Source organism: Methanofollis ethanolicus, from assembly GCF_001571385.1.
Classification (GTDB): domain Archaea; phylum Halobacteriota; class Methanomicrobia; order Methanomicrobiales; family Methanofollaceae; genus Methanofollis; species Methanofollis ethanolicus.
This window is the reverse complement of the sequence record NZ_BCNW01000001.1, coordinates 2495710-2522684: the sequence shown is the minus strand read 5'-3', so window position 1 is coordinate 2522684 and position 26975 is coordinate 2495710. Positions and strand designations below refer to the sequence as shown.

Sequence of the window (26975 nt, the reverse complement as noted above, 5' to 3'; positions counted from 1 at the left end):
TCTAAATTTGCCGGAACAGGAAAATCTTCGATTTTCCCGTATTTCTCATGCTCACTTCGTTCGCACCCTGCCAGTAGGATAGGGGTGAGATGGTAATCTCCCTGCAAGATCTCGTATTCGCACTTCCCCTGTCCTATCTTATGTGGGACGACCAAAAAAGTCAAAAAACGTAGGTTCTCAGGTCCGGGGTATTTCCCCTGATCTAATCTCACCTGCGCCGCGTGATAGCCTCTTCGAGCACGGAGAGCGGTGCGTCCGTCCTGATCCCGGTCCCCTCGTAGTGGGTCCGCGTCGCCTGGTATCCCGCGTCCCGCAGGCGGTTGATCACGACGTCGATCGCGGGCGGCGAGGCCCGCAGCCTCTGGGCGACCTTGTGGTAGTCGTAGAAACTCGCGGTCGGGAGTTCCTCCGCGAGGAGGGGGAGGAGGCGGGAGAGGTAGGTCTCTGTCCCGAGGCCCATCGTGGGGAGGCGCTCGATCATCGCCCCGATGGTCCCGGGGTCGTTCACCGCCCCGAGCCAGAGCGGGCCGACCGGCCGCAGGGCCGCCCCGCACACCGGGCAGGTCGCCGTCTCCGGGAGCAGGCCCGCCTGCTCCTCGCGGTAGAAACAGTGCGGACACTGCATCACGTAGCCGATCCTGGCCATGGTCTGGTCGGCGTTCTTGACCCGCCCCCAGACCCGCAGGTGGAGGCGGACGAAGTGCTCGTGCGCGAAGCAGAAGATCGGGGTGATGCCCCGGTCGTACTTCACCATCTCCCTTGCCACAAAGCCGAGAAGAATGCGCAGCCCCACCTCGCGGTGGTACTCGGTGTTCATCGGCCGTGCGAAGTACCGGCGCATCCCGGCCTTCAGGTGGGCCCCGCAGAGGGGGGCGGTGTCGGTCGCGGTCACGCAGAGGAAACGTTTTGCGCTCCGGCAGGCGGCGTCGGTGAAGGGGGCGGGCGTGCCGAAGGGGTCGAGGTCCACGGCGTCGAACCTCCTCGTGCTCATCAGGGCGTTGGCGTCCATGCAGGTCACCTCGATCTCCCCGCCGACCCTGTCGGCATTCTCCCGGATCTCGGCCGCGGCCGCGGGGCTGATGTCGTTGACCGTCACCGGGATGCCGACCTCGTGGGCGACACGCAGGCCACGCGCGCCCATTGCGCCCATGGCGTCGAGGTAGTCTGAGGGCTGCATCACCGAGAGATAGAGCACCGTGGCGTCCCTGTTCGCCTCCATCCTCCGGTTATAAAAGATCGGAGCCGAACCCGGTGGGAAAGCGGCATTTTCATCCTGAACCGGCGCAAAAAACGTGGTCCTCCCCTCGGTGACCGGAACCTTCTCCATTGCGGGAGAAAAGTGGGCCTTCAAAACCTTAATACCTTCCCGGCACCCACACTAGAGAGTATCATTGGGCTTGTGGCCTAGCCAGGACATGGCGTCAGCCTCCTAAGCTGAATGCCGGGGGTTCAAATCCCCCCAAGCCCGCTCCTTTTTCGCGCCGTGTTGAAGCATACTTTTTTTGGCCCTGCCGCCCTTTGATCGTCCATGGACCGGACTGCCCTTCTTGCCCTGCTCCTCTGTGCGGTCGCTCTTCTTGCCGGGTGCGTGACCTCCCCGGAAGCGCCCCAACCGGAGACGAATTTTTCCGCGTACCCGACCCCCGCACCTCTGGCGGTGAACCTCTCCGCGCCGCAGTACCCCCTCCCCCTTGAGACGGTGAATGTCACCAACTGGCAGGAGGTCGACGCCGCCCTCTCCCTCGGCCCCGGGGCCGAGGCCCTCCTGGCGGCACATGGTTTCGTCGTCGTCGAAAATCCCCTCGGTCCCGGCGGCGCCGACATGGTCAGGCCCTATGCCGCCCTGAAAGAAGAGGGCGTCCCGGTCTTTGTGAGCACCGACTCTCTCCTGCACCTCTACCATATCCAGTTCGACGAGACGATGCGGGCGGTCGAGGAGGAGAGGCTGTACGACGACCTGTATGTCCTCGACTCCGCCCTTCTCAATATCTCGATGGAGACCTACGAGCAGTCGAGCGGCGAGGCGAAGGAGGCGGCCCGGCGCAATGCGGTGTACTTCGGCGTGGCAACCAGTCTTCTCGCCCCTGAGGCACAGCAGGTCGGTGCCGGCACCGGGTTTGAAGCCGGAGACGTGCAGCGCTACGGTGTTGCTGTCCCTGAGGAGATCAGGCCCGACGTGGAGGCCGAACTCCTCCTGATCCGCGGCCATGCCGGCACCGACGCCTCGCCCCTCTTCAGGTACGAGGAGGACTACTCGCAGTACCTTCCTCGCGGCCACTACACCCGGTCGGAGAGACTGGAGAACTACTTCCTGGCGATGATGTGGCACGGCCGGATGGCCTTCCTCCTCAACGGTACCCTCGTGACCCCTGAGGACGCGAGGGTCCAGACGATCGGCGCCGCCCAGGTCTCGACGGCCCTCGCCGACGACCCGGCCCTGATGGAGAGGTGGGACCGGATCTATGAGGTCACCGCCTTCTATACAGGCTACGCTGACGATCTCGGCCCCCGCGACTATCTCGCGGCGATGTCCGCCCTCTTCGGCGGCCCGAAAACCGACCTCTCTCAGGACCAGGTGGCGGCCCTGCAGCGGGAACTCGGCACGTACCGCGCCCCCGCGATCTACGGCGGTACCGCCGACTGCATCGCCTTTACCCCTGAAGAGGCACGCACCTGCCTCAATGCGACGCAGGGGTTCCGTTTCATGGGTCAGCGCTTCCTCCTTGACTCGTACATCTTCTCAGAACTCGTGTACCCGTACACCGGTGATTTCACCAGCACGGGCACGCCCTTTACCCTCCATGACGGCGAGCGCTCCATTCCGACAGCCCTCGACGTGATGGCCCTCCTCGGCTCCGAGAGGGCCGACGCGATCCTGGACGAGAATGGCGACAGTCGGTACGAGCACTATGACGCCATCGCCGGCCGTCTTGCCGGGGAACTCCCGCAGAACGAGAGTGCGTGGAACAGGAACCTTGCCATCGGCTGGCTCTACACTCTCCAACCCCTCCTTGCCGGTTTCGGGGAGGGCTACCCGACCTTCATGCAGACGACGGCCTGGCAGGAGAAGGAACTCGCCACCTCCCTCGCCTCCTGGACAGAACTCCGCCACGACACCATTCTGTACGCCAAGCAGAGTTACACGATGGGCAAGGGGATGGCCTACCGCCCGCCCGAACAGGAGGTCGCCGGCTACGTCGAGCCTGTGCCTGCCCTCTACCACCGCCTCCTCACCCTCACCGCGATGACCCGCGAGGGCCTTGACGACCTCGGCGCCCTGGACGAGACCTCCGGATCCCGCCTCCGCTCCCTCGAAGACGTCCTCGCACGCCTGGAGGCGATCTCGGTGAAGGAACTCGAAGGCGAGGCCCTCACCCCTGACGACGAGGCCTTCATCAGGGGTGTTGCCGCCTCCCTCGACCAGCTCGTTGCCGGTGTCGACGAGGACGGGATGACGACCGCGGTCGTCGCCGACGTGCACACTGACCCGGGCAACAACATCGTTCTCGAAGAGGGGGTCGGGTATGTGGACCTGATCGTCGTCGCCTGTCCCGACCCTGACGGCCGGCCTTTCCTCGCGGCCGGTCCGGTCTTCTCGTACTATGAGTTCACCGTCCCCCTCTCCGGGAGGCTCACCGACGAGGCCTGGCAGGAGATGCTCGAGACCGACCCGCCCGCGAGGCCGGGGTGGACGGCGGGCTACGCGGCGGTGAGGAGATGAAGCACCCCTTGCTGGGGGAACGATCGGAGGGAGTCGAGAAAATCTGTGATTGTCGAGTTCAGGGAGCTGTGAACGTCATCAAGCTTGAGAACACAGGGAATCGAAGATTTTCCTGTTCGGGCACATCTTCGATGTGCCACGAACCGTAAGTTTTCGATGAAACCCCCCAGATCAGAGCGAGGGAAGGACGGTGGATCGGTGTCTCGCACCGGGGGACTACGCCCCCGGACCCCCGCCATTAAGATAGGACGGGGATGGCAGTCCCGCTCATCAGATCTCCTGCTCTTTTTCCCCTGGTCCAATCCTGATTTCGGGGGTCCGGGGGCAACGAGAAAGCCAGAGGCTTTCGAGTAGTCCCCCGGGGATCAGTAGAGGGAAGGCGGTGGATCCCCGTCACCGTGGTGTGAGTATTGAAATACCTCCCCCTCACACCTCTTTTCCGAATGCACGGTTATGTCTCGATCACCCGCCCGGCCAACTCGGTCGTCGCCGGGCTTGCCGGGGTGCTCGGCTACCTCATCGCCACCGGAACGGTCACTCCCGAGTCCGCGGCCCTCATCGGGATCGTCGCCCTGGTCACCGCCGCCGGGAATGTCATCAACGACTACTGCGACGCGGAGATCGACGCCGTCAACAGGCCTGACAGGCCGATACCCGCAGGGAAAGTCTCGCGCCGGGGCGCCCTCATCTATGCCGCCCTCCTCTTTGCGGCCGGCAACCTCCTCGCCCTGACGACAAACCTCTCTTGCCTTGCGATCGCCCTCTTCAACTCGGCCCTCCTGGTGCTGTACGCCACACGCCTGAAGGGCATGCCCTTTGTCGGCAACCTCGCGGTCGCCTATCTCTCGGCCTCGATCTTCCTCTTCGGCGGCGCCCTTGCCGGGCCGGACGGCCTTGCGGCGAACCTCCCTGTCGCGGGGGTCACCTTCCTTGCGATGGTGGCGCGGGAAGTGCTCAAGGACGCCGAGGACGTGGAGGGCGACGCCGCCGGCGGGGCGCGGACCCTGCCGATGGTCCTTGGCATCCCCCGGACGATCGCCCTCGCCTTTGCGTTCGCCGCGGCCGCCATGGTCCTCTCCATGCTCCCGGTCTTCCGGTGGTGGGGCCTCCCGTACCTCCTTGCCATCGGCCTCCTCAATGCCGCCGTCCTCCTCGGCGCCGCGGGTGTGCGGGGGTGCACGACGCCGGCCTGCATCAGGTCGTCACGTGTCACCTCCACCCTGAAGAAAGGGATGTTCCTCTCCCTCCTCATCTTTACGGCCGCTGCCGTCCTCCTCTGAGGGACGCAGACGGGTTCTCGGGTTTGCCCGGTGAATCGAGGGGTTATGGGCTGGTCGATGGGGGGAGACCATTTATACGAATGCCTGATTTCATCATCCCTCATATAAACAAACCGAAAACTATTCTTCCCATGCACGGCATGATCGTGTTTACAGCATGAAGGTCTATCAGCGCGGGAACACCTACATCGCACCGAAGGGATCGTATTTCGACGGGAACGTCCACATCCCCGGAGACTTCATCGTCCCGCCAGAGACCCATTTCTGGGGCCGCCTCGACGTCGACGGCTGTCTGGAACTCGGCCCCTCTTCGACCGTCGGCGGGGACGTCACCTGCCGGTCGGGTGTGATCGGTCATGGGGTCAGGATCGGGGGGTCGCTCACGGTCGGGGAGGACGTGACCATCTCCGACGACGTCGTCCTGGGGTCTGTCTCGGCAGTGGGCGACATCATCCTGCGGCCGGGCGTGAAGGTCGGCGGTGTGAGGAGCGAGGCCACGGTCTATGTCTACGGAAGCATCTCAAGCGAGGGCCTTGTCGGCAGGAACATAAAGGTCATTGCGAATCAGGCGCAGTGACCCCGATCGCAGCGATCTCATGGAGGTCATCCCAGTTGAGGGCCGTCTCGATGCACCCGTCCTTCATCGTGACGACACCCATCCCGATGACCCCGGCCCTGTCACAGAGTTCGAGCCCCTCTTTTATTTCCATCAGGCAACCGACGCCGACGATCGCCTCAGGCTGATATTTTTTCATCATCCTCTTGATGAGGGTGGAGCCCGGGGCGATAAAGACCCGGTACCCCATCGCTTCATATCTATCGATCTCCCTGCCGATTTCGCACTGCCCACACCGCTGGCAGATCAGTCCCTCGGGCGTGAGATGCGCCGGGCATCGGGATGACCGCAGGCACTGGGGAAGGTAGATCACCCTTTTTTCCGGGGGGGTCTCGGCGAACCTCTTCGTATTCATCATATTGTTCAGTCGGATCGAGAACTGGATGAGTTCCTTGTCGTCGAAACCGAAAAACTTGCATATACCCTTGATCACACCTTCAAGGAGGACCATCCCGCTCTTCATCAGCCGCGGGAAGTAGAACTGCCCGCTCTGGATGGAGAGGCCGGCGACGATCATCACAAGGACGGAGCCGATGAGCATCCCGACGATCAGGAAGACCGTGATCTCTCCGATGAGCATCATCAGGTCGTTCCAGAGCGAGGCCGTGAAAAACATGGTAGGAGAATATGGGGGGATTATTTAAATATTCCCTGTATCCGGCATCCTGTCATATGGCGGGCGGAGGACGCCGCGTTCGGTGACGATCGCCGAGACGAGGTCGAGGGGTGTTCTGTCGAAGGCGAAGTTCGTGCAGGGCACGCCTGCCGGGACGGTCTGTCTCCCATTGAATGTGGCGATTTCGTCGCCATTTCTCTCCTCGATCGTGACGTCTTTGGCCCTGCGCCCGGTATCGAAGGTGGACGCCGGTGCGGCGACATAGAAGGGGATGCCGTGGTGGCGGGCACAGACCGCGTGCATGTACGTGCCGATCTTGTTGAAGACGGCGTCTGTTGTGATCCTGTCCGCGCCGACGACGACGCAGTCGATCTCGCCCCTCTGCATCAGGAAGGCGGCGGTACTGTCTGTGATCACCCGCACAGGGATGCGGTCCTCATGGAGTTCGAAGGCGGTGAGGCGGGCCCCCTGGAGGAGGGGCCGCGTCTCGCAGGCGGTGACGGAGATTTTTTTTCCGCTCTCCACGGTCGACCTGACGACGCCGAGGGCCGTCCCCCAGGTGGAGCAGGCGAGGGCGCCCGCGTTGCAGTGGGTGAGGATACGGGCGCCGTCTGGGATGAGGTCCGCACCGTTCTTCCCGAGGGCCCGGCAGACCCCCTCGTCCTCGCGGGCGATGGTGTCGGCCTCTCTCACCGCGGCCTCAACGGCCTCGTGCACCGTCCCGGTGGCCTGAAGTGCTGCCATTGTCCTGTCGATGCCCCAGCCCAGGTTCACCGCGGTCGGGCGGGTGGCCCGAAGGGAAGCGGCGGCCTTCGCCACCTCTGCGACGAAGGGGCCGTACTCTGTCTCTGTGCTCGTTATCGCCGCGAGGGCGACGCCGTACGCCCCGGCGATGCCGAGGGCCGGGGCGCCCCGCACTTCCAGGCGGCGGATCGCGATGGCGAGGCGCTCGACGTCGGTGCAGGCGACGACCTCCAGCCTCTCCGGCAGGAGGGTCTGGTCGATGAAGACGATGGCCTGCCCGTCCCTCTCGATGGTCCGCGGGATCATGGGCCGGCCTTCAGGACGTCGGTGTACGCCCGCATCGCGGCCGCACCGGCCATCGCTACACTGTCAGGGATGTCTTTGGGGGCGGCGGCCGTCCCTGCCACATAGATGCCCGGCCTGATCGTCGCCACGCTGTTCATCTTCTCGTCCCTGGTATGGACAAAGCCCGTCTCTTCCAGGGTGATGCCGAGGTTCTCCGCAATCTCCTCCATCCCTTTCGGGGGCTCCATCCCGACGGAGAGGACGACGAGGTCTGGCTTCAGGAGTTCGACCGCGCCGGTCTCTGTGTTCTCGACCTGCATCTCCAGGCCGCCGTCTGTCTGTGCGATCTCGCCGGGCAGGCCGCGGAGGAAGCGGACGCCCATCGCTTCGGCACGGTTGAAGTACTCCTCGTAACCCTTGCCATAGGCCCGCACGTCCATGTACAGGATGGTGACCTCGACCTCGGGGTGGTGCTCCTTGATCAGCATGGCGTTCTTCATCGCGGCCATGCAGCAGACGCAGGAGCAGTACGGGCGGTCGGCCTGCATGTCGCGGGAGCCGACGCACTGGAGGAAGGCAACACTTCGGGGGACTGCGCCGTTCGAGAGCCTCCGCACCTCACCGCCTGTCGGGCCGCTGGCATTGATCATCCTCTCGAACTGGAGGCTGGTGACGACGTCGGGGACCTGGAGGTACCTGAGGTTTCTCTTCCCGGCCGGGTCGAAGGTAGCGTAGCCTGTGGTGACGACGACGCTCGCGGCAGGGAGTTCGAAGTCCTCCTCTCTGTCTTCGTCGTCGTGGAGGACGGCGTCCCGGCCGCAGGCCTCGTAGCAGAGGCCGCAGTCGATGCAGTGGTCGGCATCCCTGATCGTAACATTGGGGACAGCCTGCGGCATCGGGCGGTAGATCGCTTTCCGCACACCGATCCCGGCGTCGAAACGGTTGTAGACCTCGACAGGGCAGACCGCGGTGCAGTCGCCGCAGCCATTGCACCGCTCTTCGTCGACGTACCGCGGGTGGCGCCTGAGGTGGACGGTGAAGGTGCCGACCTCCCCTTCGATCCCTGTCACCTCTGTGCAGGTGTGGAGGACGATGCCGGGGTGGCGCTCCACCTCGACCATCTTCGGGGAGAGGATGCACATGGAGCAGTCGTTTGTCGGGAAGGTCTTGTCGAGCTGGGCCATGTGGCCGCCGATCGCGGGTTCTTTCTCGACGAGGTGGACGCGGACCCCGTGGTTGGCCAGGTCGAGGGCGGCCTGAATACCGGCGATCCCGCCGCCGATGACGACAACCTCAGCCACGCCTGTACCTCCCGGCCATTTCGACGTAGACTTTCGCGTTCTCCCTGATGTGCTCGCGCTGCGCTTCGTCGACCTCCTTGACGATCTTGCCCGGGACGCCGAGCACGACCGAGCCCGGCGGGATGACCTTCCCCTCGGTGACCACGGCACCTGCGCCGATGATCGAGCCCTCGCCGACGACCGCACCGTTCATCACGATCGCGCCCATGCCCACGAGCACCTCGTCGGAGATGGTGCAGCCATGGACGATCGCGCCGTGGCCGATGGAGACCCGGTCGCCGATGAGGGTTGGGTGGCCGGTGCTGCCATGGACAGTGGCGTTGTCCTGGACATTGGAGTCGGCGCCGACGACGATCCGGTCGCGGTCGCCGCGCAGTACGGCGCCGAACCAGACGCCGGAACGGTCGCCGATGGTGACGTCGCCGAGCAGGGTGGCGTTTTCCGCAATGAAGACCTCATCGCCGATGCGCAGAGTGTGGTTCATATTATACTATGGATTCCCCATTACTATCAATGAAGATTATGGTCGGGGGCACCTTCTCCCCCCTGCACGCGGGACACAAGAAACTGATATCGCGCTCTTTTGAACTTGCAGGCCCGGACGGGACCGTGATCATTGGTCTCTCCTCCCCTACCTTCGCGGGGAGGAAGACCCACCCCGTGCTGTCGTACGAGGAGAGGAGGGCGGCGCTGGAGAAGTACGTGCGGAGCCTGGGGACAACGACCCGGTGGGAGGTCGAGGAGCTGAACGATCGGTACGGCTCTGCCCTGGACGCCGACTTCGATATCCTGGTGGTCTCCGAGGAGACGCTGCCGGTGGCCCTGGAGATCAACAAGCTCCGCCGGGCGAAGGGGAAGAGGATGGTCGAGATCCACCAGATCGCCTGCGTGCTCGCGGAGGACAACCGCTGGATCTCCTCGACGCGGATCATCAGGGGCGAGATCGACGAGGCCGGGCACCTGATGCGGTGAGGGGGGGGTCTCTCTGATCTCTTCTGGTTCGTGGGGGTCAATGCAGAGGGAGTCGCCGACTCCCCGCTCCTGCATGATAGGATGCTCCGACCCCATCTTTATATATGATATTGATAAAAAAATAGACATATGTCTAAAAAATTAGACATCACCGAGACCGACCTCATGATACTCGCCCTGTTTTCCCATGGATACGACCGTGAGTATTACATCAGGGAGGTCTGCACCTATCTCCCGATCAGTCCCGGGACGGCGCAGACGGTCCTCGTGCGTCTTGAAGATAAACGCGTGCTTGCATCATCACAACGCGGGAAAATCCGGCTCTTCCGGATAAAACCCAGCGAAATTTCCATCCAATATTTTATTCTCGCCGAGATTTACAAGAAGATCCGGTTCATGGAAGAAAACCCCTATATCTCGGAAGTACTGGACAGGGTCTCCTCCTGTACGCAAGGTACCACTCTTCTCTTCGGGAGTTACGCGAAAGGTACGGAGACAGAAACCTCAGACCTCGATATCTTCGTTGCAGGACGATATGATGAGAGGGAAGTCGCAAAAATCGGGGAGATGTACGGTGTCGAGGTCACTATCAAATCGTACCCGGATACCGCGTTCGGCCCGAAATATCTGTCAGATCCTCTTGTCCTCGAGGTGAGAAAGAATCATATCGTCTGGAAAAACACAGACTCTTTTGTCCGAGAGGTGGTGGCATGAAAGACAGACTCGCCTGGTGCGCCGGGATAAAAAACGGCATCATGCCTGTCGAACCAAATGACACCCTTGCAGGTGCATACCTGAAAAAAGCGGAGGATGCCATGGACGCCATGCATTCTGTGGCTTCGAATGACTGGAAGATCTCGACCGGGTATTATTCTCTCTATTTCTCTCTGTATGCCGTGCTCACGAAGATCGGGATCAAGTCCGAGAACCATACCTGCACGATTGCGCTTATGCAGCACCTCCTCAGGGATTTCTTCACGCCCGACGAGTGCGAGATGCTGGAGAAGGCGCGGCAGGCACGCGTGGAAACGCAATATTATATCGCCAGCGACGTTTCAGAGGCCTATGTCGGTACGCTTGCACGACAGGTCCCCCGTTTTCTCGTGAAGTGCAGGGGGATCGTGGATGGTTTGAAAGAGAAAGATGTGCAGGCACTGCGAAAATTGTTCGCCGTCTTGATCGAGGAGAGCGGGCACTGCCGGTGAGAGGTCTCGTACCGAAAGACCGTCTGCAGCCGGGAGACGCCCCCCCCTCAGAGTTTGACGCCCCCGGCGATGACCTGGTATTCTGCAGGTACCTGGACAAACCCTGACGCGTTTCCTGCGACCGTCGCATGGACGGTCGTCGTCCAGGTGTCCTCGGTCACCAGGTGCTTCATGCCCGCGCCGCCCTTATACTCGAGGGTGAACGAGATCGGGGTGACGTCTTCCGACACAGGGACGAAGCCGTCGATGAACACGACGGTGGTGTAGGTGCCGCCGGACTATTGGCAGAACTCGGCGACGCTCGCGTTGCCGGGCGTCGCGAGCACGGGTGCCAGCAGTCGCGGCTCTTCTTTCTTTTCCATCTCTCCTGTGGGCCTGAAGATGTCCAATGCGTAACTCTCCATCGTCGTGAACGCCAGCATCTTCCCGTAGGGCGTCTCCTGAACCGAGGTCTGCCACCCGAAGGCCTGGTCCCCGGCGGTGAACGCCTCCTCTGGCATCACCGGTTCGCCGTCCGCGTTCGCGGGGATCGGGACCATGAGCGTGGCGGTGCCGTTCACGGCAAGACTGCCGGGGCCGTCGATCTCGATCACGTAGGAGTCGACCGGCATCGTGGTCTCGACGAAGGCAGGTGCCAGGAGAATCAGGAAGGCCGCCGCGATGACGATGCAGATGGCGATCAATGCAAGCACTATGGTTTTTCCGGTTTTTCGATATTTTTCGTCCATAGTGTCACCAGAGGTGGTTTCGAGAATGTGGTGCGTCCTCGACAGGACTCATGGATATGTGTGGGAGTGTGTATCCAGATATCCTGCTCTGGGAATGTCTTTTGGCAGATCCGGCCTCAATCTCGCCATCTTGCCGGACTTTCATAATTCTGACGATCTATCACAAGTTGTTCTCTATGGGCCTGGACAAAATCCATAATTTGATCCGGGGTAAGACCCAGAACAGGGCCCATTTCTTCGCCAAATGTATTGAGATCTTTTATATGATAGTAATCATCGTCCGCGTCATAATGCCTGACCAATACTTTTTCTTCAAGGATCCGGGAATCTTTCTCTATCTCCTCCTCAGATAACTCCCATTTCATCTTTTCATTCCAGTAGGTGAGGTACGTTGTCGTATTGTCGATGATCGCTCCCTCGTCTTTCTCCCCGAGAGACGGTAATTTTTCATCTGATGGCACAACCGTTGGCTCCGGTGCAGGCACATCGATGCCGACGACGTTTGTGCCTGCACATTCTTCGTCGCCTGCGCTCATCGCCGGCAACATTGCGACGCATATCAGCAGTATTGCCAGGAAGACGAAAAATGCCCGGATGCCGGTTCTTCTTTTCATGTGTTTTGCCTCCCGTTCTCTCCGGAGGCATGTGAAACACACGGACGCGTATTATCCTTTCGCCTCTGGATAGTGGTGGGTCCTGTCAAGCACGGGGACAATTGCAAAGAACCCCGCCGGAGAATCAAACTGATCTCCACATCTCTGAATATCCTCCCTGCTGTATATGTTGTTTGTGATACAACCGTTCAACTATCGGGCTGATCTCTCTCACCCTGAAAGACGCACCTGGCCTGAAAAATGTGCACGTCCTGTTTCTGAGTGTCGCATCCGCCTGTCGGCGTGATAGCACTCTCCTGTACGCCCCGCGCTCGACTGCGTGGCCGGCCACCTGTTCTGGGGAGAGTTCGCCGGACGGCACATCCGTGTCTCTGTGGAAGAGTTGCGAGGAAAAATCAAATTTCGGAGAGGCAGAGTCCGCCGTCGCTCCAGAAGAAGGACAGACTTCAAAAAAAGAAAAAAAATTCAGATAATATGCCCGGCGATGTCCTCGGTGAGGTACCAGTCGCAGTACAGGCAGTGGAGACCCTTCTCCGTCACCTCGAACCTGCTCTGGATAGGTTCGTTCGTGTTCGAGATGCAGCCAGGGTTCGGGCACCTGACGACACCGTGGAGGAGTTTCGGGATCTGGACGCCCTTCTTGTCGAAGACCAGGTAGTTCCTGATGATATTGATCGTCGCCTGCGGGGCGATGAGGGCGATCCTGTCCACCTCCTCCTTTTTGAGCTCGCGGTTCTCGATCTTGACGATGTCCTTCCGGCCGGCCTTGCCGCTCGCCACATTCGTGGCGATGGAGAGGGTGTCTGTCGTCGCCCTCGTGATCCCGAGGATGCGCAGCACGTTGAAGGCCTCGCCCGCCGGGATGTGGTCGATCACCGTGCCGTTCCTGATCGGGCTGATCTGGAGGCTCTTCGGGGTTTCGTTCATCCCATCACCTCCAGGAGGAGGGCCATCCTGATCGGGATGCCGTTCCTCGCCTGCTGGAAGTAGCGGGCATGGGGCAGGGCGTCCACCCGGGGGTCGATCTCGTCCACCCGCGGCAGGGGGTGGAGGATGATCATCCGGGTCCGGGCACCTGCCAGGAGGTCGGGGGTCACCCGGTAACTCGACGCCACCGCGTAGTACGAGGCCGTGTCAGGGAAGCGCTCGCGCTGGATCCTGGTCACGTACATCACGTCCAGGCCGCGGGCGAACTCCGCGATGTCGGTGTGCTCCACCACCTCGACCCCACGGTCGCGGAGGTTCCCGATCACATTCGGCGGCATCTCCAGCCCCTCGGGGGCGAGGGTGTGGATGGTGACGTCGTAGTTCGTCAGGGCGTACGCGAGAGAGTGGGCCGTCCGCCCGTACCGCAGGTCGCCGAGGAGGCCGACATCGATCCCGTCCAGGGGCATCGCCTGCCTGATCGTGTACAGGTCGATGAGGGTCTGGGAGGGGTGCTGGCCCGCGCCGTCCCCGGCATTGATCACCGGGACCGACGAGAACTCGGTGGCGAGCCTGGCCGCCCCCTCCTTCGGGTGGCGGAGCACGATCGCGTCCGCGTACCCGCTCACCACCCGCACCGTGTCTGCCAGGGTCTCGCCCTTGACGACAGAACTCACCTCCACGCCTCCCATGTCGATGGAACTCCCGCCGAGGCGGGCCATCGCCGCCTCGAAAGACATCCTGGTCCGCGTCGACGGCTCGAAGAAGAGCACCCCGAGGATTTTGTCCTCCAGGGCGTGCCGGTCATAGTCCCCGGCATCGATCGCCCGGGCTCGATCGAGAAGGGCGTCGATCTCCCCCTTTTCAAACTCCTTGATCGAGATGATATGCCGCATGATTTACCCCCGTGCAATGGTGATGTACCCGGAGTGCCCGACCCGCGTCGACGGCCGGGTGCCGCGGGCGCTCCGCGTCATCTCCCTTTCCATGCACTCATAGGTATGCACCTCGGAAAAAAGGCGCGATGCCTCGTCGTAGGCCTGCATCATCTGCTCGATGAAGGGGGTGTAGCAGGCCAGGTAGCCGCCCGACCGCAGCAGGGTCCGCGCATGGGCGATATGCTCGGGCGTGATCCCGAGGTCAAGGTGGACGACGTCGAACTCCCCCTCCACAGAAAGGACGTCGCAGGCCCGCACTTCGACATTGTCGAGGCCCGCGTCCCTGATATTTTTCTCGGCCTTCTTTGCGAACTCGGGCCGCACCTCGCAGCTGACGACATGCCCCGCGACGCCGCCGAAATAGATCGCGGCGATGCCGCTCCCTGTGCCGGCGTCGAGGACGGTGTCCCTGCTGTTCATGCCCGTGTAGGCGATGACCATACCGATGTCCTTCGGGAGCATCGGGGCGCCTGTCCTCGCGGCGTGGGTGAAGAAGTCGGTCGCCCGCGGCCGCCTGATCACGAACTCGGTGCCGAGATGGGTGGCGACGACGTCGCCGTACGCCGCCCCGACGAGAGTGTCGAGCTTCAGGATGCCGAGGTCTGTGGAGAGGGTGCCCTCCCCTGCAGAGACATAGTATTCCCTCGTCGCGGAGACGAGGATGAGACGCTCCCCTTCCTGGATCATGCGCCTGTCAGACGCAGGATCGCCCCGGCGATGTCTCCGTCGGTGGCGGCGAGCGCCTCCCGGGCGGCGGCGGCCGTGGTGCCGGTCTGCTCCATCACCAGTTTCACGTCGTCTTCCGGAATATCAAGGGCGGCGGGCTCGAACCTCGCCTCGCCATTGATCTGGTAGGTGGTGGCACCCTGCATGATCGTGGCGACGACTTCGGCCTCGTCGAAGACATAGTTCCCCTTGCCGGTCTCGATGACGACTCTCTTCACGTCTTCAAGCTGCTCGATCTCCATGCCGAGCTGCTTCATCATCTGCTTCATCTTTTTCGGATTGATCTTACCGCCTGGAAACACGCTTACTTTCCTCCTTTCCTAACTTTTACCGCTACTCCATAATCAAATGCCACCATTTCTCTGCCCGAGAGGAGTGCCTGGCCGGTGGCGATCACCTTGTCCTCTCCGGACACGACGATCACCTCGTCGCCGGCCCTGATGCCGGTATCCGCTGTGACGATGTGTTTGGCAAAGGCGTTCTTCCCGTCGGCGACGAAATCGGCGACTTCGTCTGCGATCACGACGCGGTACGCGGGCGCCGCAAGCGCCTGCGCAAGCAGGCGAGCGCCCATGATGCCGAGGGTGAACCGCCCGTCCTGGGCGCGGACGGTGACGATACGCTCGTCGCCGAGCATCACCTGTCTGACGCGCCGCGTTTTCGACCTGACGATGCGGCAGCCTGACGGGAAGAGTGCTTCTCCTGCTCCTTTCCCGAACTGGAAGTCAGCAATCGCCCTGACCTGCCGCTCCGCGCTGTCTCTTGATGCACTGGTTGACACGGTGTACAAACTCCTGTTCTGCTGTTTTCGGGATATATGCCCCCGCGGCGATGGCGTGCCCCCCTGCCGCCCCGCCGAAGGGCCCGGCGGCCTCGATGAGGGCCGCCTGAAGGTCGATGCCGGCGCCGACCATCCTGTCGTCGGCCCGCATGGAGACCTTGGTGAGGGCGGGATCGTCGGGGAGAGTGCACATGATGAGGATCGGTTTCTCACGGCCGAGTTTCGAGAGGGCCATACCCGCGCCGATCCCGACGATGGTGTCGGGGAACCTGTCCCCGACATGGAGGTACTGGATGGCGTCGAGTTCCCGGACGCCGGTGGTGAGGATGTAGGTGAGGATCTCCCGGATCGTCGCCCGATGCTGGGTGAGCATCTGCCCGGCCTCCCTGAGGGCTTCGGCCCGGTCGCCGGCGCAGATCGCGCTCCCGACCGCAGGGCGGGCCCACCTGCCGCAGGCATTGAGGAGGGTCGAGAACTCGGAGGCATTGTGCAGGGCCGTCCCCCCGGCCTCGTCGGGGAAGAGGTAGACCTCGGCGCAGAGTCTCCCGGCGTCGCCGCCGTGGGCGACGATCTGTTCTGCAAGGGCCGAGCAGACCGCCTGCTTTTCGGCGGCGTCCAGGTCCTCCCAGACCCGCCACCGCCCTTCCCGCGTCCTCTCCGGTATGCCGAGGGACGCAAGGAGCCTTCTCGCCCCTGCCGGGTTGTTGGTGATCCCCTCGATGAAGGGGTCGTCGGTGTAGGCGAGGCAGAGGTTCAGGGGGCGGGTGGAGATGCCGTAGCAGTTGAGGTCGCGCTGCGCCTCGACATTCCCGTACTCGATTCCGTCGTCGGCGATCGCCCGTGCCGGCCCGATGAGCCCGCAGTCTTCCCTGGCCATCATGTCGCCGACATTCCCGATCACGGCAAGCTTTGCGAGGTCGTGGGTGTCGTCGTCGATGGCCCGGGCGACGAGGTACGCCGCCCCCGCGGCTGAGAACTTCGTGTGGCCGTACGGCAGGGCATTCACCTGCATGTAGGGCGTCTTCACGTCCTGCGAGACGTGGTGATCGATGATCACGACCCTGTCCTCGGCAAGGCCGTGCTCCTCCAGGAGGTTCTGCTGCCCGGCCCCGAGGTCGGAGAAGACCTTCAGTGTGTCGTCCTGCGGGACGTGGTGCATCATCAGCGGCTCGAGCTGCCGCACGAAGACGGGCACCGCCTCGATCCCGGCGCGAGTGATCGCCTGCATCAGGATCGAGAGGCTGGTGATCCCGTCGGCGTCGATGTGCGAGATGACCGTCACCCGGTCGGCCTCGCGGATCCGCCCGGCGGCCGCTGATACATCCCTCTCAAGACTCATCCAACTACTATACTATCATGTCCCTCTGATATAACCCATTGGTCGGGCGAATTTGCCGCCCTCTCTGGTTGATTGTACGGATTATTCCTGCCTTACCTCTCCATGATGAGGACGACACCGAGGGTGACGAGGTAGACGGCGGCCAGGCCAAGGAGACTTCCCAGGGGGCCGGCGCCGAGGGTGAGGAGGCCGAAGCCTGCTGCCACCGAGAGAAAGAGAAGAGTGTACTCCCCTGCCCAGAGGGTGCGGGTCGTCGGCTGCCGCTGACTGAGCAGGCCGGCGGCGACCGGGATGAGGGGTGCCGCGGCGGCGAGGAGGATGCCGGGCGGCTGCACGCAGCAGAGAACCCTGTAGTCAATGGGGAGCGCGGCAACGAGGAGGAGGAATATGCCGGCGGCGGCCGCCACCTTCAGCACTCTGGAGGGCTCGTGCCGCAGCCTGACCATGCCCCCGATGAGGAGCATGAGGAGGAGGGCTTCGAGCAGGGGGATCCTGTCCTCTGGTGCCGTCTCGCCGGTGATTGTTGTCGGTATCGTCCGGGTCTCCTCCGGGAGGGTTGTGGGTGTGGAGTGCTGCCCGCTCTGGCTCCCGGAGGAGGCCTGGACATGCCTGTGTCCTCCCCCTCCTCCTCCCCCGCCGCCGGTGTCGTCCGGGGGAAGGGTGGTGAGGGTGTAGTGGACGGTGAAAGCGAGTGTGTCGCCCTGGGCGTCGTCCTGTGGGGTCCCGGTCTCCCTGAAATCCCAGTGCCAGACGAGTGCGGTGGTCGCGCCGGCCTCCAGATGCGTCACGGTGACGGCGGGACTGCCGCCCGGTCCCTGCGGGAAGGAGGTGATGGGTGCGGGCAGGTCGAGGGTGGATGCAAGCCTCTCGTTCGAGAGGGAGAAGAGGAGGTAGGTGTCGAGCCTGGCGCCGTCAGCCCTCGCGTCCGTCTCCGTGATGTCGGAGATCCAGACGGCGACGCTGCCGCCTTCGCTACCGGCATTATGGAGGAGTACGGTCGTGGTGCCGGTGTCGCCGGGCTTGAGGCCGGGGAAGGCCATGCCCCCCGCCCCGGGGCCGTCGAGGGTGAGGTCGACGGCCGCTCCCAGGGCCGCGGCGACGAGGAGGGGGCAGAGCATGGCCACCATCACCAGTCTGTTCCTGTCTGTTGCAGTCGTCTCCATCTTTCATCCCTCAGTAGTAATACACCCGCACCGCGTGGAGGACCGGGGTCTGTGTGCTGTCCGTCGTGGTCAGCGTTGCCCTCCACTGCATGTAACGCCCTTTCGGGAGGCCGTCGGTCGGGTCAGTCCAACCGGCGTCGCTCTCTTCGAAGGGGGCGTCGGACGCCCTGACCGCCATCTCGATCCCTGTCACTCCGTCCTCTGTCGTCTCGTCCCAGAAAAAGGCGTTCCAGGTGGCGCCTGCGATCCCGGTATCGAAGACCGGGCTTTCGAGGGTGCCCGATGAGACATATTCTGCCCGTGCAAAGATGGTGTCTCTGTACGGGGGGAGGGAGGTCGCATTGTCGAAGGAGAGGTCGAGAGTGTGGGTGTGAGTTGTGTCCGCGACCTCTGTCCTTTCATCCCATTCTGCAGCGATCTCTTCGACGCCAATCGGGGCCGGGCCACCGGTTCTGACTGTCATATCGGTATGGGTGTGGGTTTCGTCCCCACCTGTCTCCCCGAACTCCCCGGTATCCCTGAGAAGTCGCTCTTCGAAGTCGGAGACGACGCTCCACCCTTCCCCCGGATCACTGTCATGCATGGCAATGAGGCCGGCAGGGACCGGGGTGTCATTTTCTGCCCGCCCCAACCGCACCGTGATGAAGGGAGGTTTGTTTTCTGCCGCAGTCATCGTTGCCGTGACATTGTGGATGTGGTCCGGCCCTGTGATCTTGATATCCTTTCCGCCGAGCAACAACTGGACACGGGCCTCGACCCACTCCGAAAACCCCCCGGCCGTGACTGTGACCTCGTGGGTGTGGTCCTGCGATCCCCCCGTACCCGTCACGGCCCCGCCCCTGAGGTAGCGATCATCCCCGTACGCCTGCCCCCAGTCCCTCGTCGGCAGGCCCTCGAAGATCCCGATCGCCCCGGCAGGGATGATGCAGGGGGCGCCGCCGTCGTACCTGATGATCTTGAAGTCGCGATACGGGGGGAGGTGGGAGGCATTGGCGACGGTCGCGGTGACAGTGTGTTCGTGGTCAGGGGAGGCACAGGATATTATGGACCAGGCAAGGAACCACCACCATCGGATCATTGTTTCTGACGGCCCGGAGCATGCCGCATCTCCGGTGTGGGTGTGGTTCTCCGTACCTCCCTCACCGCCATATTCTGCCGCACCGCGGGGGAAGCGGTGGTAGTACTCCCCTCCTTCGTTGGAGACAGAGGTCCAGTTCTCCGGGACCGTCTCGTCCTCCCAGAAGAGCATGAAACTCCCGCCGCCGGCGGCAAGGGCGACGTCGCCGGTGGGCGAGACCGCAACCCCGTCGGCGGTGCCGTCCTCGAAGTCTGCCCTGGCGGTCTGCTCCCAGAGTCCGGGCACGTACGCGGCGAAGGTGGACGTTCCTGTGTCCTCCTGGTCGAAGAAGAGTCCTTCAACTGTCCAGCACCCCCCGGCAAGGAGGAGGAGAAGGACCGTGGCCGTCAGCACCCCCCGCCACTCTCCCATGACTTATCCCTCCCTCTCGCTGTGTTTTCCCCTGAGGGTCTGCACCTCCAGGGCGACAAGGACGAGGCCGGGGACGAGGAGAGTGAGGAAGAACCCGGCCGGCGTCCTGACGAAGACGGCAAGGTAACCAAGGAAGGGGAGGGAGAAGAGGGCCCTGCCGACGACGTCCCCGGCCGCTACCGGCACGGGGTCTGCGTCCTCGTTGGCGTCGCCGCGGGTGATGAAACCGGCCGTCGGCCCCTCCACCACCGCGGTCACCCGGTGGGTGACATGGTGCCCGCCCGAGCTGAAGGTGATGATGTCGCCTGCCCGCACATCCTCTGGGGAGACAGGGGCGGTCACCACCACCCCGCCGACCGGGATTGCCGGTTCCATGCTCCCGGAGAGCACGACCTCGACCTGCCAGCCCGCAAGGACTGCGGCGACGACGACGAGGGCGGCTACGACAAGGAGGGCCGTGCAGGCCCTTCCGGCAAGGGGGTGCATTTTATTCTTCCTCTGGCCCTGAAATGGGGTTCGGATTACGTGCGTGCCTGTTCAAGCTTGAAGATGAGGTCGAAGGTGCAGGTGTCGCTCTGGACGTCGTTCCCGGTCGTCGGGCCGGGGAGGTCATACTCCACATGGAATGTGCCTGCCGACGCCCCTCCGGCGATGGTCGCCAGGTTGGCCCAGCTCTTTTCGCTGTACTCGTTCAGGGGTGCGAAGGCATCGTCGGGAAGCGCGTTTTCCTCGTTGTTGAACTCTATCCTGTCACCATCTACACGGAGGTAATAGTCCCCTGTATCCAGGGTGTTGTTGGCGTTGCTGTCGATCCAGAACGCCACCGTGAGGTTTGCGCCGAGCTCGCCTTCAAGCACGCCGCCAGTGAAGTCCACACTCTCTTCGGGCTCTGTCAGCCCGTTCTCGTTGTTGATGATCTCCCCGCACGTGATTGTGAGGTTCCCGGCGATGGTGCCGGTGTTGTTGATCCGCCAGGGGTCTGCCAGGACTCCTGTATCCCCTGGTTTCAGGTTGTCGAAGGCGAACGGCAGGGTGCTGTCGCTCCCGACGCTCAGGTTCAGCGTCCCGGCGCTGAAGGTGTTCCCTGTGCTCGTTTCCGTGTCGCTAAAGTACGCATAGGTGCCGCCACCGATGAAGAGCGCTACCAGGGCTATGCCCATGACTCCGTACAATACTCTTGATTTCATAGATTCTTGATCCTCCTGATCTGCACATTCCGGGTGCAGTCTATATGACGGCCGATTATTAACGTGATATGATATTTATATGTTATTATTTGTATCTCTTAAAAAAGTTTAATTTTTTTATTTGTATTTATTTTTAGATATCTGTCTCATTATCGAGTTCTTCAGGAGTGTTTTTTTGTATTGCTGGTCATTCCTGCATGTGGTAATGGTCATTTTTCCCTGACAGATACTGCACATTGCCTGCAGTCCCTGAATGTCTCCTATTGTCATGATCTTCTCCCGGCACTCCCCCTCTCATTGGATTGTTGCTGTACCGTTCCCGACCCTGTCTCTTCCTTTTTTCCAGCGGAACCTGCATGGATTCCCTGCATCTCCCTGTTGTGGGTCATGTCCCGCCCCGGAGGTTTCCGCATATCGATCATCCCTCTCTGCCCGCGCACCCCTTCGCAACCTTTCTATCTTCCCGCCGCCCACCGGGCATCTGATGTTTGAGGATCTCAGGGAGTTCTGCGAGACGGGCGTGATCACGCCCGAGCGGATGCGTGCCGTGGACAGGAACAGCATGGCCCTCGGCGTCTCCGGCCTCCAGTTGATGGAGGCGGCCGGCCTCGCGGTCGTTTGTGCGGTGCGGGAGTCCTCGCCGTCGCGGGTGCTCGTCCTCTGCGGGCGGGGGAACAATGGCGGCGACGGCCTCGTCGTCGCCCGCCACCTCCAGGACTCTGAGGTGGACGTGGTCTGTCCGGCATACGGCTCCGCGACCCCCGACTTCCTCGCCCAGCTCGCCGCCCTCCGGGCCTGCCCTGCCGCCGTCCACGAGGTGCGCGTGCCTGCCGACGTCGAGGCCCTGGCCCCCCTCTTCGCGAGGGCCGACGTCGTCGTCGACGCCATGCTCGGCACCGGCGCTGTCGGGTCGCCGCGGGAGCCCCTGCTCTCGATGGTCGGGCTCATGAACGCGAGCCCTGCCCGCGTGGTGGCGGTCGACGTGCCGACGCCGGGTGCGCGGGCCGATCTCGTCGTCACCTTCCACCGTCCGAAGGAGGCGGGCGGTCGGGTGGCGGAGATCGGCATTCCCCTCGCCGCGGAGATCTGCACAGGCCCCGGCGACCTCCTCTGCCTGCGGCCGAAGGGGCCGTCCGCCCACAAGGGGGCCGGCGGCGAGGTGCTCGTCGTCGGCGGCGGGCCGTACCAGGGCGCCCCTTTCCTCGCCGGCATGGCCGCGCTCAGGGCCGGGGCCGACATCGTGCGTGTCGCCTCGCCCGTGTACGTCCCTGACCCCGACCTCATCCACGTCCCCCTCTCCGGCCGGGTGATCGGCGAGGAGCACCTCGCCGCTCTCGTCCCCCTCGTGGAGAGGGCCGACGTCGTCCTCTGCGGGAACGGCCTCGGCACGGAGAGCCACGAGGTGGTGGCGGCCCTCGCACCCTGTGCGAAAAGACTCGTCCTCGACGCCGACGCCCTCCGCACCCCCCTTCCCGCGGGCCCGGAAACGGTCTACACCCCCCATGCCGCGGAGTTTGTCAGGGCCTTCGACCGCCCCCTCCCGTCACCTTTGCGCGACCGCGCCCGCACCGTGCGCGATGCCGTGCCCGGGGGCGCCGCCGTCCTCCTGAAAGGGGCCGTCGACATCATCTCGGACGGCAGGCGGGTCCGCTTCAACAGGACGGGCTGCCCCGCGATGACCGTCGGCGGCACAGGCGATGTCCTCGCCGGGTGTGCGGCCGGCCTCTTCTGCCGCCTCTCTGCCTTCGACGCCGCGTGCGTCGCGGCATACGCGAACGGCCTCGCCGGGGAGACGGCGGCCGCCGGGCGGGACGCCGGCATGACCGCAACAGAAATGCTCGCCCGCATTCCAGAGGTACTGTATGGTTGAGTTCACTCATATCGCGGACGACCGCGCCCGCATGGTCGACGTCTCCGACAAGCCCGACGTCGTGCGGCTGGCAGTCGCCGAGGGCCGGATCTACCTGCGGGAGGAGACTCTTGCGGCGATCCGCGACGGCACCGTCATCAAGGGCAATGTCCTGGCCACAGCGCGGGTCGCCGCCACCATGGCGGTGAAGGACACCTCCCGCATCATTCCGATGTGCCACCCCCTCGCCCTCGGCGGCGTGGAGGTCGACTTCGAGGAAGGGGAGGGCTGCATCGTCGCACAGGTCAGGGTCCGCTCGTACGGCAAGACCGGCGTCGAGATGGACGCCCTCACCGGCGTCTCTGTCGCCCTCCTCACCGTCTGGGACATGGTGAAATCCGCGGAGAAGGACGAGAACGGGCAGTATCCGGTCACACGGATCGAGGGGATCTGGGTCGTCGAGAAGAGGAAAGGGAAGGCGTGAGGCACTGATCCGCTGTCTTCCCATAATCAGGACCGGGGGTTTCACCCCCAGACCTGCCTCAGGACTGGACCGGGGAAGAACGAGCCAGAGATCTGATGAGCGGGACTGCCATTCCCGTCCTATCCTGATGGCGGGGGGCCGGGGGCGTAGTCCCCCGGCGCGAGACGCCGATCCGCCGCCTTCCCCATATCTGGGCTGGGGGTTTCACCCCCAGAAACTCGAAAATCAGAGATTTTCTCGACTCCCTCCGGTCGTCCCCCCTCAGGATAGGCACAGGGAAGAGCGAGCCGCGATCCTGAAGAGAAAGTGTGTCCTCTCTCCTCCCTCTTCCGACCAGGAGGTGCTGTATACCTGGTTCGTGTCGGAGGGGCGCCGGCCTCCCCCACCGTACGAATATTAATAATCCTCCGAAACCCACCAGTACAGGTATCCCATCAAGGAATGTGGCGCAACATTTGCGCTGAACCTGAGGTGAATTGCAATGGCAAAGTCAATGTATGCCTACGTTCGTGAGGCATGGAGAAACCCCGACGCCACCGAGGTCAAGGCGCTCCTCTGGGAGCGGATGCAGACCTGGAGGCGCGAGGGTGCAGTCGTGCGGCTCGCTCGCCCGACCAGGATCGACCGTGCACACTCCCTCGGCTACAAGGCCAAGCAGGGTGTCATCGTCGTGCGGGCACGCGTCCGCAGGGGCGGCAGGAGGAAGTCGAGGTACATCCGCGGTCGCAGGACCGCCAGGATGGGCATGCGCCGGATCACCGCCGGCAAGAGCATCCAGCGGATCGCCGAGGAGCGCGCCTCCCGGAAGTATCCGAACATGGAAGTCCTCAACTCGTACTGGGTCGGCGAAGACGGCCGCAACAAGTGGTACGAGATCATCCTCGTCGACGGTAGCCACCCGTCCGTGATGAGCGACCCGCAGCTCGCGTGGATCGGTCAGGCGAACCAGCGCGGCCGTGCCGAGCGCGGCAAGACGATGGCCGGACGGAAGGGCCGTGGCCAGAGGCACAAGGGCACGGGCACCGAGAAGACCCGCCCGAGCATCCGGTCCAACGCGAACAAAGGAAAGTAACCATCCCCTTATTTTTTGGAGTGCACCAATGGCGTACACCGATGCCTGCGTGCATCCCTATCCTGACGGCGACACGACCCTTCCTCGCATGGCCCTCGAAGCACGGGACTGCGGTTTTGACCGGATCGTTTCGACCAGCGGGAACGGCGAGTTCTTTGGCGTGCAGGTGATCCCGGGCATCGTGATCGCGGCTGCACATGTCAGGGACCTGACGCGGGGAGTGCGCCGCGCCCCTGCCGGGGCTCTTGTGATGGTCGAGGCAGGCGAAGAAGGCTTCAACAGGTCGGCCGTTTCCCATGGCGGGGTCCATGTGCTGAAGGGACTTAGCCATGCCGGAAAACACGCTTTCGACCACGTTGCCGCACGGACCGCTGCTGAAAACGGCGTCGCCATCGAGATCGACCTTGCGCCGGTCATATCTCTGCGGGGCCGGGAGAGACAGAGGGTGTTCCAGCGTTACGCGGACGTCCTCGTCCTCCAGCGCCACTACGGCTTTCCCCTCACCGTCGCAAGCAATGCCAGGTCTGCCCTCGACCTGCGGACGGTGCGGGAGGTCGTCGGCCTCTGCTCACTCTTCGGGATGGAGGAGGCTGAGACCCTTTCCGCCCTCTCCTCCCTCGACAGGCTGATGGAGCGCCCCGAACCGGTGCAGGTGGTCGAATGAAGGTGCGGCCGCCGACTCTCAGGACGAAGAGGAGGTACCTGCTCGTGCGGGTCTTCCCGCCCTGGCAGGAGACCGGGGAAAAGGCGCTGTACCTGGCTATCGCCGATGCAGTGACCTCGCTCTTCGGTGACGTCCGTGCCGCCGTGGTCCAGCCCGCCGTCCTCTCCCGCGAGGGGGAGCACGCCATCCTCCGCTGTCAGCGGGGGACAGAGGGCGACCTCGCCGTCGCGTGCTCGACCGTCACCGCGGTCGGGGACGCGAAAATCGCCCTCAGGACAGTGGCGGTTTCCGGGACGATCGCCGCGCTCAAGAGGCGACTTCTGGAGGGGGGTCCCCGGAAGGGACCGGAATCGGTCGCCTACGGGGAAAAGGAGTCACCCGCCTTCAGGTACGGACGGCACAAGGTTGATGTACTACAAGAGGGTATTAAAAAGCAGAGCAGAGTCTTTTTGACAGATCATGAAAGAGAGGAGATCTAATGCAACCACAATATCAGATGGGATATGACCGGGCGATCACGGTCTTCAGCCCGGACGGCCGTCTCTACCAGGTAGAGTACGCACGCGAGGCAGTGAAGCGGGGGACCACTGCAGTCGGGATCAAGTGCAGGGAAGGTGTGATCCTTCTTGTCGACAAGAGGGTCTCGTCCCGCCTCCTTGAATCCTCGTCGATCGAGAAGATCTACCTGATCGACGATCACATCGGTGTCGCGTCCTCGGGCCTTGTCGGCGACGCCCGCCTCCTTGTGGAAAGGGCGCGGGTCGAGGCACAGATCAACAGGGTGACCTACGACGAGTCGATCGATGTCGAGACCCTGGCAAAGAAGATCTGCGATCACATGCAGGTGTACACCCAGTTCGGCGGCGCCCGCCCGTATGGCACGGCCCTGCTGATCGCGGGTATCTTCGAGGGCGAGGTCCGCCTCTTCGAGACCGACCCGTCGGGCACGCTCCTCGAGTACAAGGCGACAGGCATCGGCATCGGCCGGCCTGCGGCCATGAAGATCTTCGAGGAGGAGTACAACCCCGAGATGACGATCCCCGACGCGATCCGTCTCGGTCTCAAGGCCCTCCATGCGGCGACCGAAGGGAAGTTCGATGTCCAGACCGTCGAGATCGGTGTCATCGAAGTCGCAAACCCGTTCTTCCGCAAGATGGAAGCCGCGGAAGTGAAGTCCTTTGTCGACCAGATGGACTTCGAGAGTGTCGCGGAACCTTCAGGGGAGTGAGTAAGGTATGATCCCCCTGGACCGGGCGATTGTGGCACGGCTTGAGAGTCACGGCGAGCGGTTCGAGATCGGGGTCGACCCCGACCTTGCGATGAAGGTCAAAAAGGGCGAGGACGTCCCGATCGAGGACCTTGTCGCTGCCGATTTCGTCTTTGAGAACTTCGCGCATGGGGAACGTGCCTCTGACGAGTCCCTGGTGAAGGCCTTCGGGACGACGGACTTCGAGCCGATCGCACGAAAGATCCTTACCAAGGGCGAGATCCATCTCACCTCAGAGCAGCGCCGGCAGCTGATCGAGGATAAGCGCCGGCAGGTCATCACGTACATCGCACGCAACGCTGTCAACCCGCAGACCAAACTCCCGCACCCGCCCCAGAGGATCGAGATGGCGATGGAGGAGGCGAGGGTGAGCATCGACCCCTTCAAGCACCTGGACGAACTGGTGAAGGAGACGATGAAGGCCCTCCGCCCTCTCATCCCCATCCGTTTCGAGGAACTCCGCGTCGCGGTGCGGATCCCGGCCGACCACGCGCCCCGCGCCTATGGCGAGATGCAGACGGCGACGACGGTCGAGAGAGAGGAGTGGCAGAACGACGGGTCATGGGTCTGCGTATGCAGGATCCCTGCCGGCACACAGAGTGAATTCTACTCTCTGGTCAACCGTCTCTCCAAGGGAGACGGGCAGGTCAAGGTGCTTGAACAACTATATTAACCAAAACATCTAACCTAAATAAGCATATTAGGGGTAATCCAGAATGGCGAGGCGTAACCAGAAAGCAAAAGGCAAAGTCACCGGGAGTTCCGGGCGGTTCGGATGCAGGTACGGCAGGTTCATCCGCAAGCGTGTGGTCGAGGTCGAGAGGGTCGAGAAGGCCGCCCACACCTGCCCCCGCTGTGACCACGAGTCTGTCCACCGTGTCGGCACCGGGATCTGGGAATGCCGCAAGTGCGGGTTTAAGTTTGCAGGCGGTGCGTACGCTCCGCAGACGCCGTCCCTCCGCGTGGCCCTGCGGACGATCGAGCGTGCAATCGAGACCCAGGAGTAAGCT

Annotated in this window: 33 protein-coding genes and 1 tRNA gene; 15 read left to right on the top strand and 19 right to left on the bottom strand. The window is 63.1% G+C overall.

Features of this window, described 5'->3' with window-relative positions:
* Nucleotides 1-208 precede the first annotated feature (208 nt).
* On the bottom strand, nucleotides 209-1327 hold the full coding sequence (locus MEFOE_RS12145; RefSeq protein WP_067052450.1) for a tRNA (guanine(10)-N(2))-dimethyltransferase: 1119 nt from the start codon (nucleotides 1325-1327) through the stop codon (nucleotides 209-211).
* 66 nt (nucleotides 1328-1393) lie between these two features.
* On the opposite strand from MEFOE_RS12145, the gene MEFOE_RS12140 reads away from it, so the two are divergent.
* The 4 genes from MEFOE_RS12140 to MEFOE_RS12125 all read left to right on the top strand — a co-directional run bounded on the left by MEFOE_RS12140 (nucleotide 1394) and on the right by MEFOE_RS12125 (nucleotide 5578).
* Nucleotides 1394-1468: transfer RNA gene (locus tag MEFOE_RS12140), tRNA-Arg, on the top strand.
* Nucleotides 1469-1528: 60 nt separating this feature from the next.
* The gene (locus tag MEFOE_RS12135) at nucleotides 1529-3721 is read left to right on the top strand and encodes a DUF3160 domain-containing protein (RefSeq protein WP_067052448.1); all 2193 of its coding nucleotides are present in this window, start codon (nucleotides 1529-1531) and stop codon (nucleotides 3719-3721) included.
* Between the two features lie 443 nt (nucleotides 3722-4164).
* Nucleotides 4165-5001: a geranylgeranylglycerol-phosphate geranylgeranyltransferase gene (locus MEFOE_RS12130; RefSeq protein ID WP_067052445.1), complete on the top strand. Its 837-nt coding sequence runs from the start codon at nucleotides 4165-4167 to the stop codon at nucleotides 4999-5001.
* 157 nt (nucleotides 5002-5158) lie between these two features.
* Nucleotides 5159-5578 carry a bactofilin family protein gene (locus MEFOE_RS12125; RefSeq protein WP_067052443.1) on the top strand — a complete coding sequence of 140 codons (420 nt, stop codon included), beginning with the start codon at nucleotides 5159-5161 and terminating at the stop codon, nucleotides 5576-5578.
* On the opposite strand, the gene MEFOE_RS12120 is transcribed toward MEFOE_RS12125, so the two are convergent.
* Genes MEFOE_RS12120 through MEFOE_RS12105 form a run of 4 tightly spaced genes read right to left on the bottom strand, consistent with a single transcriptional unit; the run spans nucleotide 5556 to nucleotide 9047 of the window.
* Nucleotides 5556-6233 carry a DUF116 domain-containing protein gene (locus tag MEFOE_RS12120; protein WP_067052441.1) on the bottom strand — a complete coding sequence of 226 codons (678 nt, stop codon included), beginning with the start codon at nucleotides 6231-6233 and terminating at the stop codon, nucleotides 5556-5558. The genes MEFOE_RS12125 and MEFOE_RS12120 overlap by 23 nt on opposite strands.
* A gap of 24 nt (nucleotides 6234-6257) precedes the next feature.
* Nucleotides 6258-7283: an S-methyl-5-thioribose-1-phosphate isomerase gene (gene mtnA / locus MEFOE_RS12115; protein WP_067052439.1), complete on the bottom strand. Its 1026-nt coding sequence runs from the start codon at nucleotides 7281-7283 to the stop codon at nucleotides 6258-6260.
* Nucleotides 7280-8563 carry a CoB--CoM heterodisulfide reductase iron-sulfur subunit A family protein gene (locus MEFOE_RS12110; RefSeq protein ID WP_067052437.1) on the bottom strand — a complete coding sequence of 428 codons (1284 nt, stop codon included), beginning with the start codon at nucleotides 8561-8563 and terminating at the stop codon, nucleotides 7280-7282. Before MEFOE_RS12110 ends, mtnA begins: the two co-directional genes overlap by 4 nt.
* On the bottom strand, nucleotides 8556-9047 hold the full coding sequence (locus MEFOE_RS12105) for a gamma carbonic anhydrase family protein (protein WP_067052435.1): 492 nt from the start codon (nucleotides 9045-9047) through the stop codon (nucleotides 8556-8558). Before MEFOE_RS12105 ends, MEFOE_RS12110 begins: the two co-directional genes overlap by 8 nt.
* 29 nt (nucleotides 9048-9076) lie before the next feature.
* Here MEFOE_RS12105 and MEFOE_RS12100 point away from each other — a divergent pair, with 29 nt between their 5' ends.
* The 3 genes from MEFOE_RS12100 to MEFOE_RS12090 all read left to right on the top strand — a co-directional run bounded on the left by MEFOE_RS12100 (nucleotide 9077) and on the right by MEFOE_RS12090 (nucleotide 10740).
* Nucleotides 9077-9535 carry a phosphopantetheine adenylyltransferase gene (locus tag MEFOE_RS12100; protein ID WP_067052432.1) on the top strand — a complete coding sequence of 153 codons (459 nt, stop codon included), beginning with the start codon at nucleotides 9077-9079 and terminating at the stop codon, nucleotides 9533-9535.
* A gap of 288 nt (nucleotides 9536-9823) precedes the next feature.
* The gene (locus MEFOE_RS12095; protein ID WP_160329548.1) at nucleotides 9824-10249 is read left to right on the top strand and encodes a nucleotidyltransferase domain-containing protein; all 426 of its coding nucleotides are present in this window, start codon (nucleotides 9824-9826) and stop codon (nucleotides 10247-10249) included.
* On the top strand, nucleotides 10246-10740 hold the full coding sequence (locus MEFOE_RS12090) for a HEPN domain-containing protein (protein WP_067052429.1): 495 nt from the start codon (nucleotides 10246-10248) through the stop codon (nucleotides 10738-10740). The genes MEFOE_RS12095 and MEFOE_RS12090 overlap by 4 nt, the downstream gene beginning before the upstream one ends.
* A gap of 47 nt (nucleotides 10741-10787) precedes the next feature.
* Here MEFOE_RS12090 and MEFOE_RS14580 read toward each other — a convergent pair whose 3' ends face one another.
* The 14 genes from MEFOE_RS14580 to MEFOE_RS14085 all read right to left on the bottom strand — a co-directional run bounded on the left by MEFOE_RS14580 (nucleotide 10788) and on the right by MEFOE_RS14085 (nucleotide 20899).
* Complete coding sequence (locus tag MEFOE_RS14580; protein ID WP_235809635.1) at nucleotides 10788-10994, bottom strand: hypothetical protein; 207 nt, start codon at nucleotides 10992-10994, stop codon at nucleotides 10788-10790.
* A 24-nt stretch (nucleotides 10995-11018) separates the two neighbouring features.
* Nucleotides 11019-11468: a hypothetical protein gene (locus MEFOE_RS12085; RefSeq protein ID WP_235809634.1), complete on the bottom strand. Its 450-nt coding sequence runs from the start codon at nucleotides 11466-11468 to the stop codon at nucleotides 11019-11021.
* Nucleotides 11469-11584: 116 nt separating this feature from the next.
* Nucleotides 11585-12082: a hypothetical protein gene (locus tag MEFOE_RS12080; protein ID WP_067052428.1), complete on the bottom strand. Its 498-nt coding sequence runs from the start codon at nucleotides 12080-12082 to the stop codon at nucleotides 11585-11587.
* Nucleotides 12083-12547: 465 nt separating this feature from the next.
* Complete coding sequence (gene pyrI, locus MEFOE_RS12075) at nucleotides 12548-13009, bottom strand: aspartate carbamoyltransferase regulatory subunit (protein ID WP_067052427.1); 462 nt, start codon at nucleotides 13007-13009, stop codon at nucleotides 12548-12550.
* The gene (pyrB, locus tag MEFOE_RS12070) at nucleotides 13006-13902 is read right to left on the bottom strand and encodes an aspartate carbamoyltransferase (RefSeq protein ID WP_067052426.1); all 897 of its coding nucleotides are present in this window, start codon (nucleotides 13900-13902) and stop codon (nucleotides 13006-13008) included. The genes pyrI and pyrB overlap by 4 nt, the downstream gene beginning before the upstream one ends.
* 3 nt (nucleotides 13903-13905) lie before the next feature.
* A complete protein-coding gene (locus tag MEFOE_RS12065; RefSeq protein ID WP_067052425.1) occupies nucleotides 13906-14631 on the bottom strand; it encodes a tRNA (adenine-N1)-methyltransferase in 726 nt (241 codons plus the stop codon).
* Complete coding sequence (locus MEFOE_RS12060; protein WP_067052424.1) at nucleotides 14628-14972, bottom strand: nascent polypeptide-associated complex protein; 345 nt, start codon at nucleotides 14970-14972, stop codon at nucleotides 14628-14630. The genes MEFOE_RS12065 and MEFOE_RS12060 overlap by 4 nt, the downstream gene beginning before the upstream one ends.
* 2 nt (nucleotides 14973-14974) lie before the next feature.
* The gene (locus tag MEFOE_RS12055; protein WP_067052423.1) at nucleotides 14975-15451 is read right to left on the bottom strand and encodes a PUA domain-containing protein; all 477 of its coding nucleotides are present in this window, start codon (nucleotides 15449-15451) and stop codon (nucleotides 14975-14977) included.
* Nucleotides 15396-16790, bottom strand: a complete 1395-nt coding sequence (locus tag MEFOE_RS12050) for a single-stranded-DNA-specific exonuclease RecJ (protein WP_067052421.1) — start codon at nucleotides 16788-16790, stop codon at nucleotides 15396-15398. Before MEFOE_RS12050 ends, MEFOE_RS12055 begins: the two co-directional genes overlap by 56 nt.
* Before the next feature lie 92 nt (nucleotides 16791-16882).
* The gene (locus MEFOE_RS12045) at nucleotides 16883-17953 is read right to left on the bottom strand and encodes a hypothetical protein (RefSeq protein ID WP_067052419.1); all 1071 of its coding nucleotides are present in this window, start codon (nucleotides 17951-17953) and stop codon (nucleotides 16883-16885) included.
* A 10-nt stretch (nucleotides 17954-17963) separates the two neighbouring features.
* On the bottom strand, nucleotides 17964-19442 hold the full coding sequence (locus tag MEFOE_RS12040; protein WP_153015970.1) for a hypothetical protein: 1479 nt from the start codon (nucleotides 19440-19442) through the stop codon (nucleotides 17964-17966).
* 3 nt (nucleotides 19443-19445) lie between these two features.
* Nucleotides 19446-19928, bottom strand: coding sequence for a signal peptidase I (locus MEFOE_RS12035; RefSeq protein ID WP_067052415.1), 483 nt, complete (start codon nucleotides 19926-19928; stop codon nucleotides 19446-19448).
* A 35-nt stretch (nucleotides 19929-19963) separates the two neighbouring features.
* Nucleotides 19964-20629 carry a TasA family protein gene (locus MEFOE_RS12030; protein ID WP_083523467.1) on the bottom strand — a complete coding sequence of 222 codons (666 nt, stop codon included), beginning with the start codon at nucleotides 20627-20629 and terminating at the stop codon, nucleotides 19964-19966.
* Between the two features lie 117 nt (nucleotides 20630-20746).
* Entirely contained in the window at nucleotides 20747-20899 is a 153-nt protein-coding gene (locus MEFOE_RS14085) for a hypothetical protein (RefSeq protein WP_160329547.1), read from the bottom strand.
* A gap of 214 nt (nucleotides 20900-21113) precedes the next feature.
* Here MEFOE_RS14085 and MEFOE_RS12025 point away from each other — a divergent pair, with 214 nt between their 5' ends.
* The 8 genes from MEFOE_RS12025 (at nucleotide 21114) to MEFOE_RS11990 (ending at nucleotide 26972) form a co-directional block, all read left to right on the top strand.
* Nucleotides 21114-22499: a bifunctional ADP-dependent NAD(P)H-hydrate dehydratase/NAD(P)H-hydrate epimerase gene (locus tag MEFOE_RS12025; protein WP_067052411.1), complete on the top strand. Its 1386-nt coding sequence runs from the start codon at nucleotides 21114-21116 to the stop codon at nucleotides 22497-22499.
* Nucleotides 22492-22962 carry a cyclic pyranopterin monophosphate synthase MoaC gene (moaC, locus tag MEFOE_RS12020; protein WP_067052408.1) on the top strand — a complete coding sequence of 157 codons (471 nt, stop codon included), beginning with the start codon at nucleotides 22492-22494 and terminating at the stop codon, nucleotides 22960-22962. The genes MEFOE_RS12025 and moaC overlap by 8 nt, the downstream gene beginning before the upstream one ends.
* A 481-nt stretch (nucleotides 22963-23443) precedes the next feature.
* Nucleotides 23444-24034 (top strand): 50S ribosomal protein L15e, encoded by a 591-nt coding sequence (locus MEFOE_RS12015; RefSeq protein ID WP_067052406.1) that lies wholly within the window; start codon nucleotides 23444-23446, stop codon nucleotides 24032-24034.
* Nucleotides 24035-24062: 28 nt separating this feature from the next.
* Nucleotides 24063-24698, top strand: coding sequence for an RNase P subunit p30 family protein (locus MEFOE_RS12010; RefSeq protein ID WP_067052404.1), 636 nt, complete (start codon nucleotides 24063-24065; stop codon nucleotides 24696-24698).
* Nucleotides 24695-25177, top strand: coding sequence for an Rpp14/Pop5 family protein (locus tag MEFOE_RS12005; protein ID WP_067052402.1), 483 nt, complete (start codon nucleotides 24695-24697; stop codon nucleotides 25175-25177). The genes MEFOE_RS12010 and MEFOE_RS12005 overlap by 4 nt, the downstream gene beginning before the upstream one ends.
* On the top strand, nucleotides 25177-25926 hold the full coding sequence (gene psmA, locus MEFOE_RS12000) for an archaeal proteasome endopeptidase complex subunit alpha (RefSeq protein ID WP_067052400.1): 750 nt from the start codon (nucleotides 25177-25179) through the stop codon (nucleotides 25924-25926). The genes MEFOE_RS12005 and psmA overlap by 1 nt, the downstream gene beginning before the upstream one ends.
* 7 nt (nucleotides 25927-25933) lie before the next feature.
* Entirely contained in the window at nucleotides 25934-26638 is a 705-nt protein-coding gene (locus MEFOE_RS11995) for a ribosome assembly factor SBDS (protein ID WP_067052398.1), read from the top strand.
* 43 nt (nucleotides 26639-26681) lie between these two features.
* Entirely contained in the window at nucleotides 26682-26972 is a 291-nt protein-coding gene (locus MEFOE_RS11990; protein WP_067052396.1) for a 50S ribosomal protein L37ae, read from the top strand.
* The last annotated feature ends 3 nt before the right edge of the window (nucleotides 26973-26975 follow it).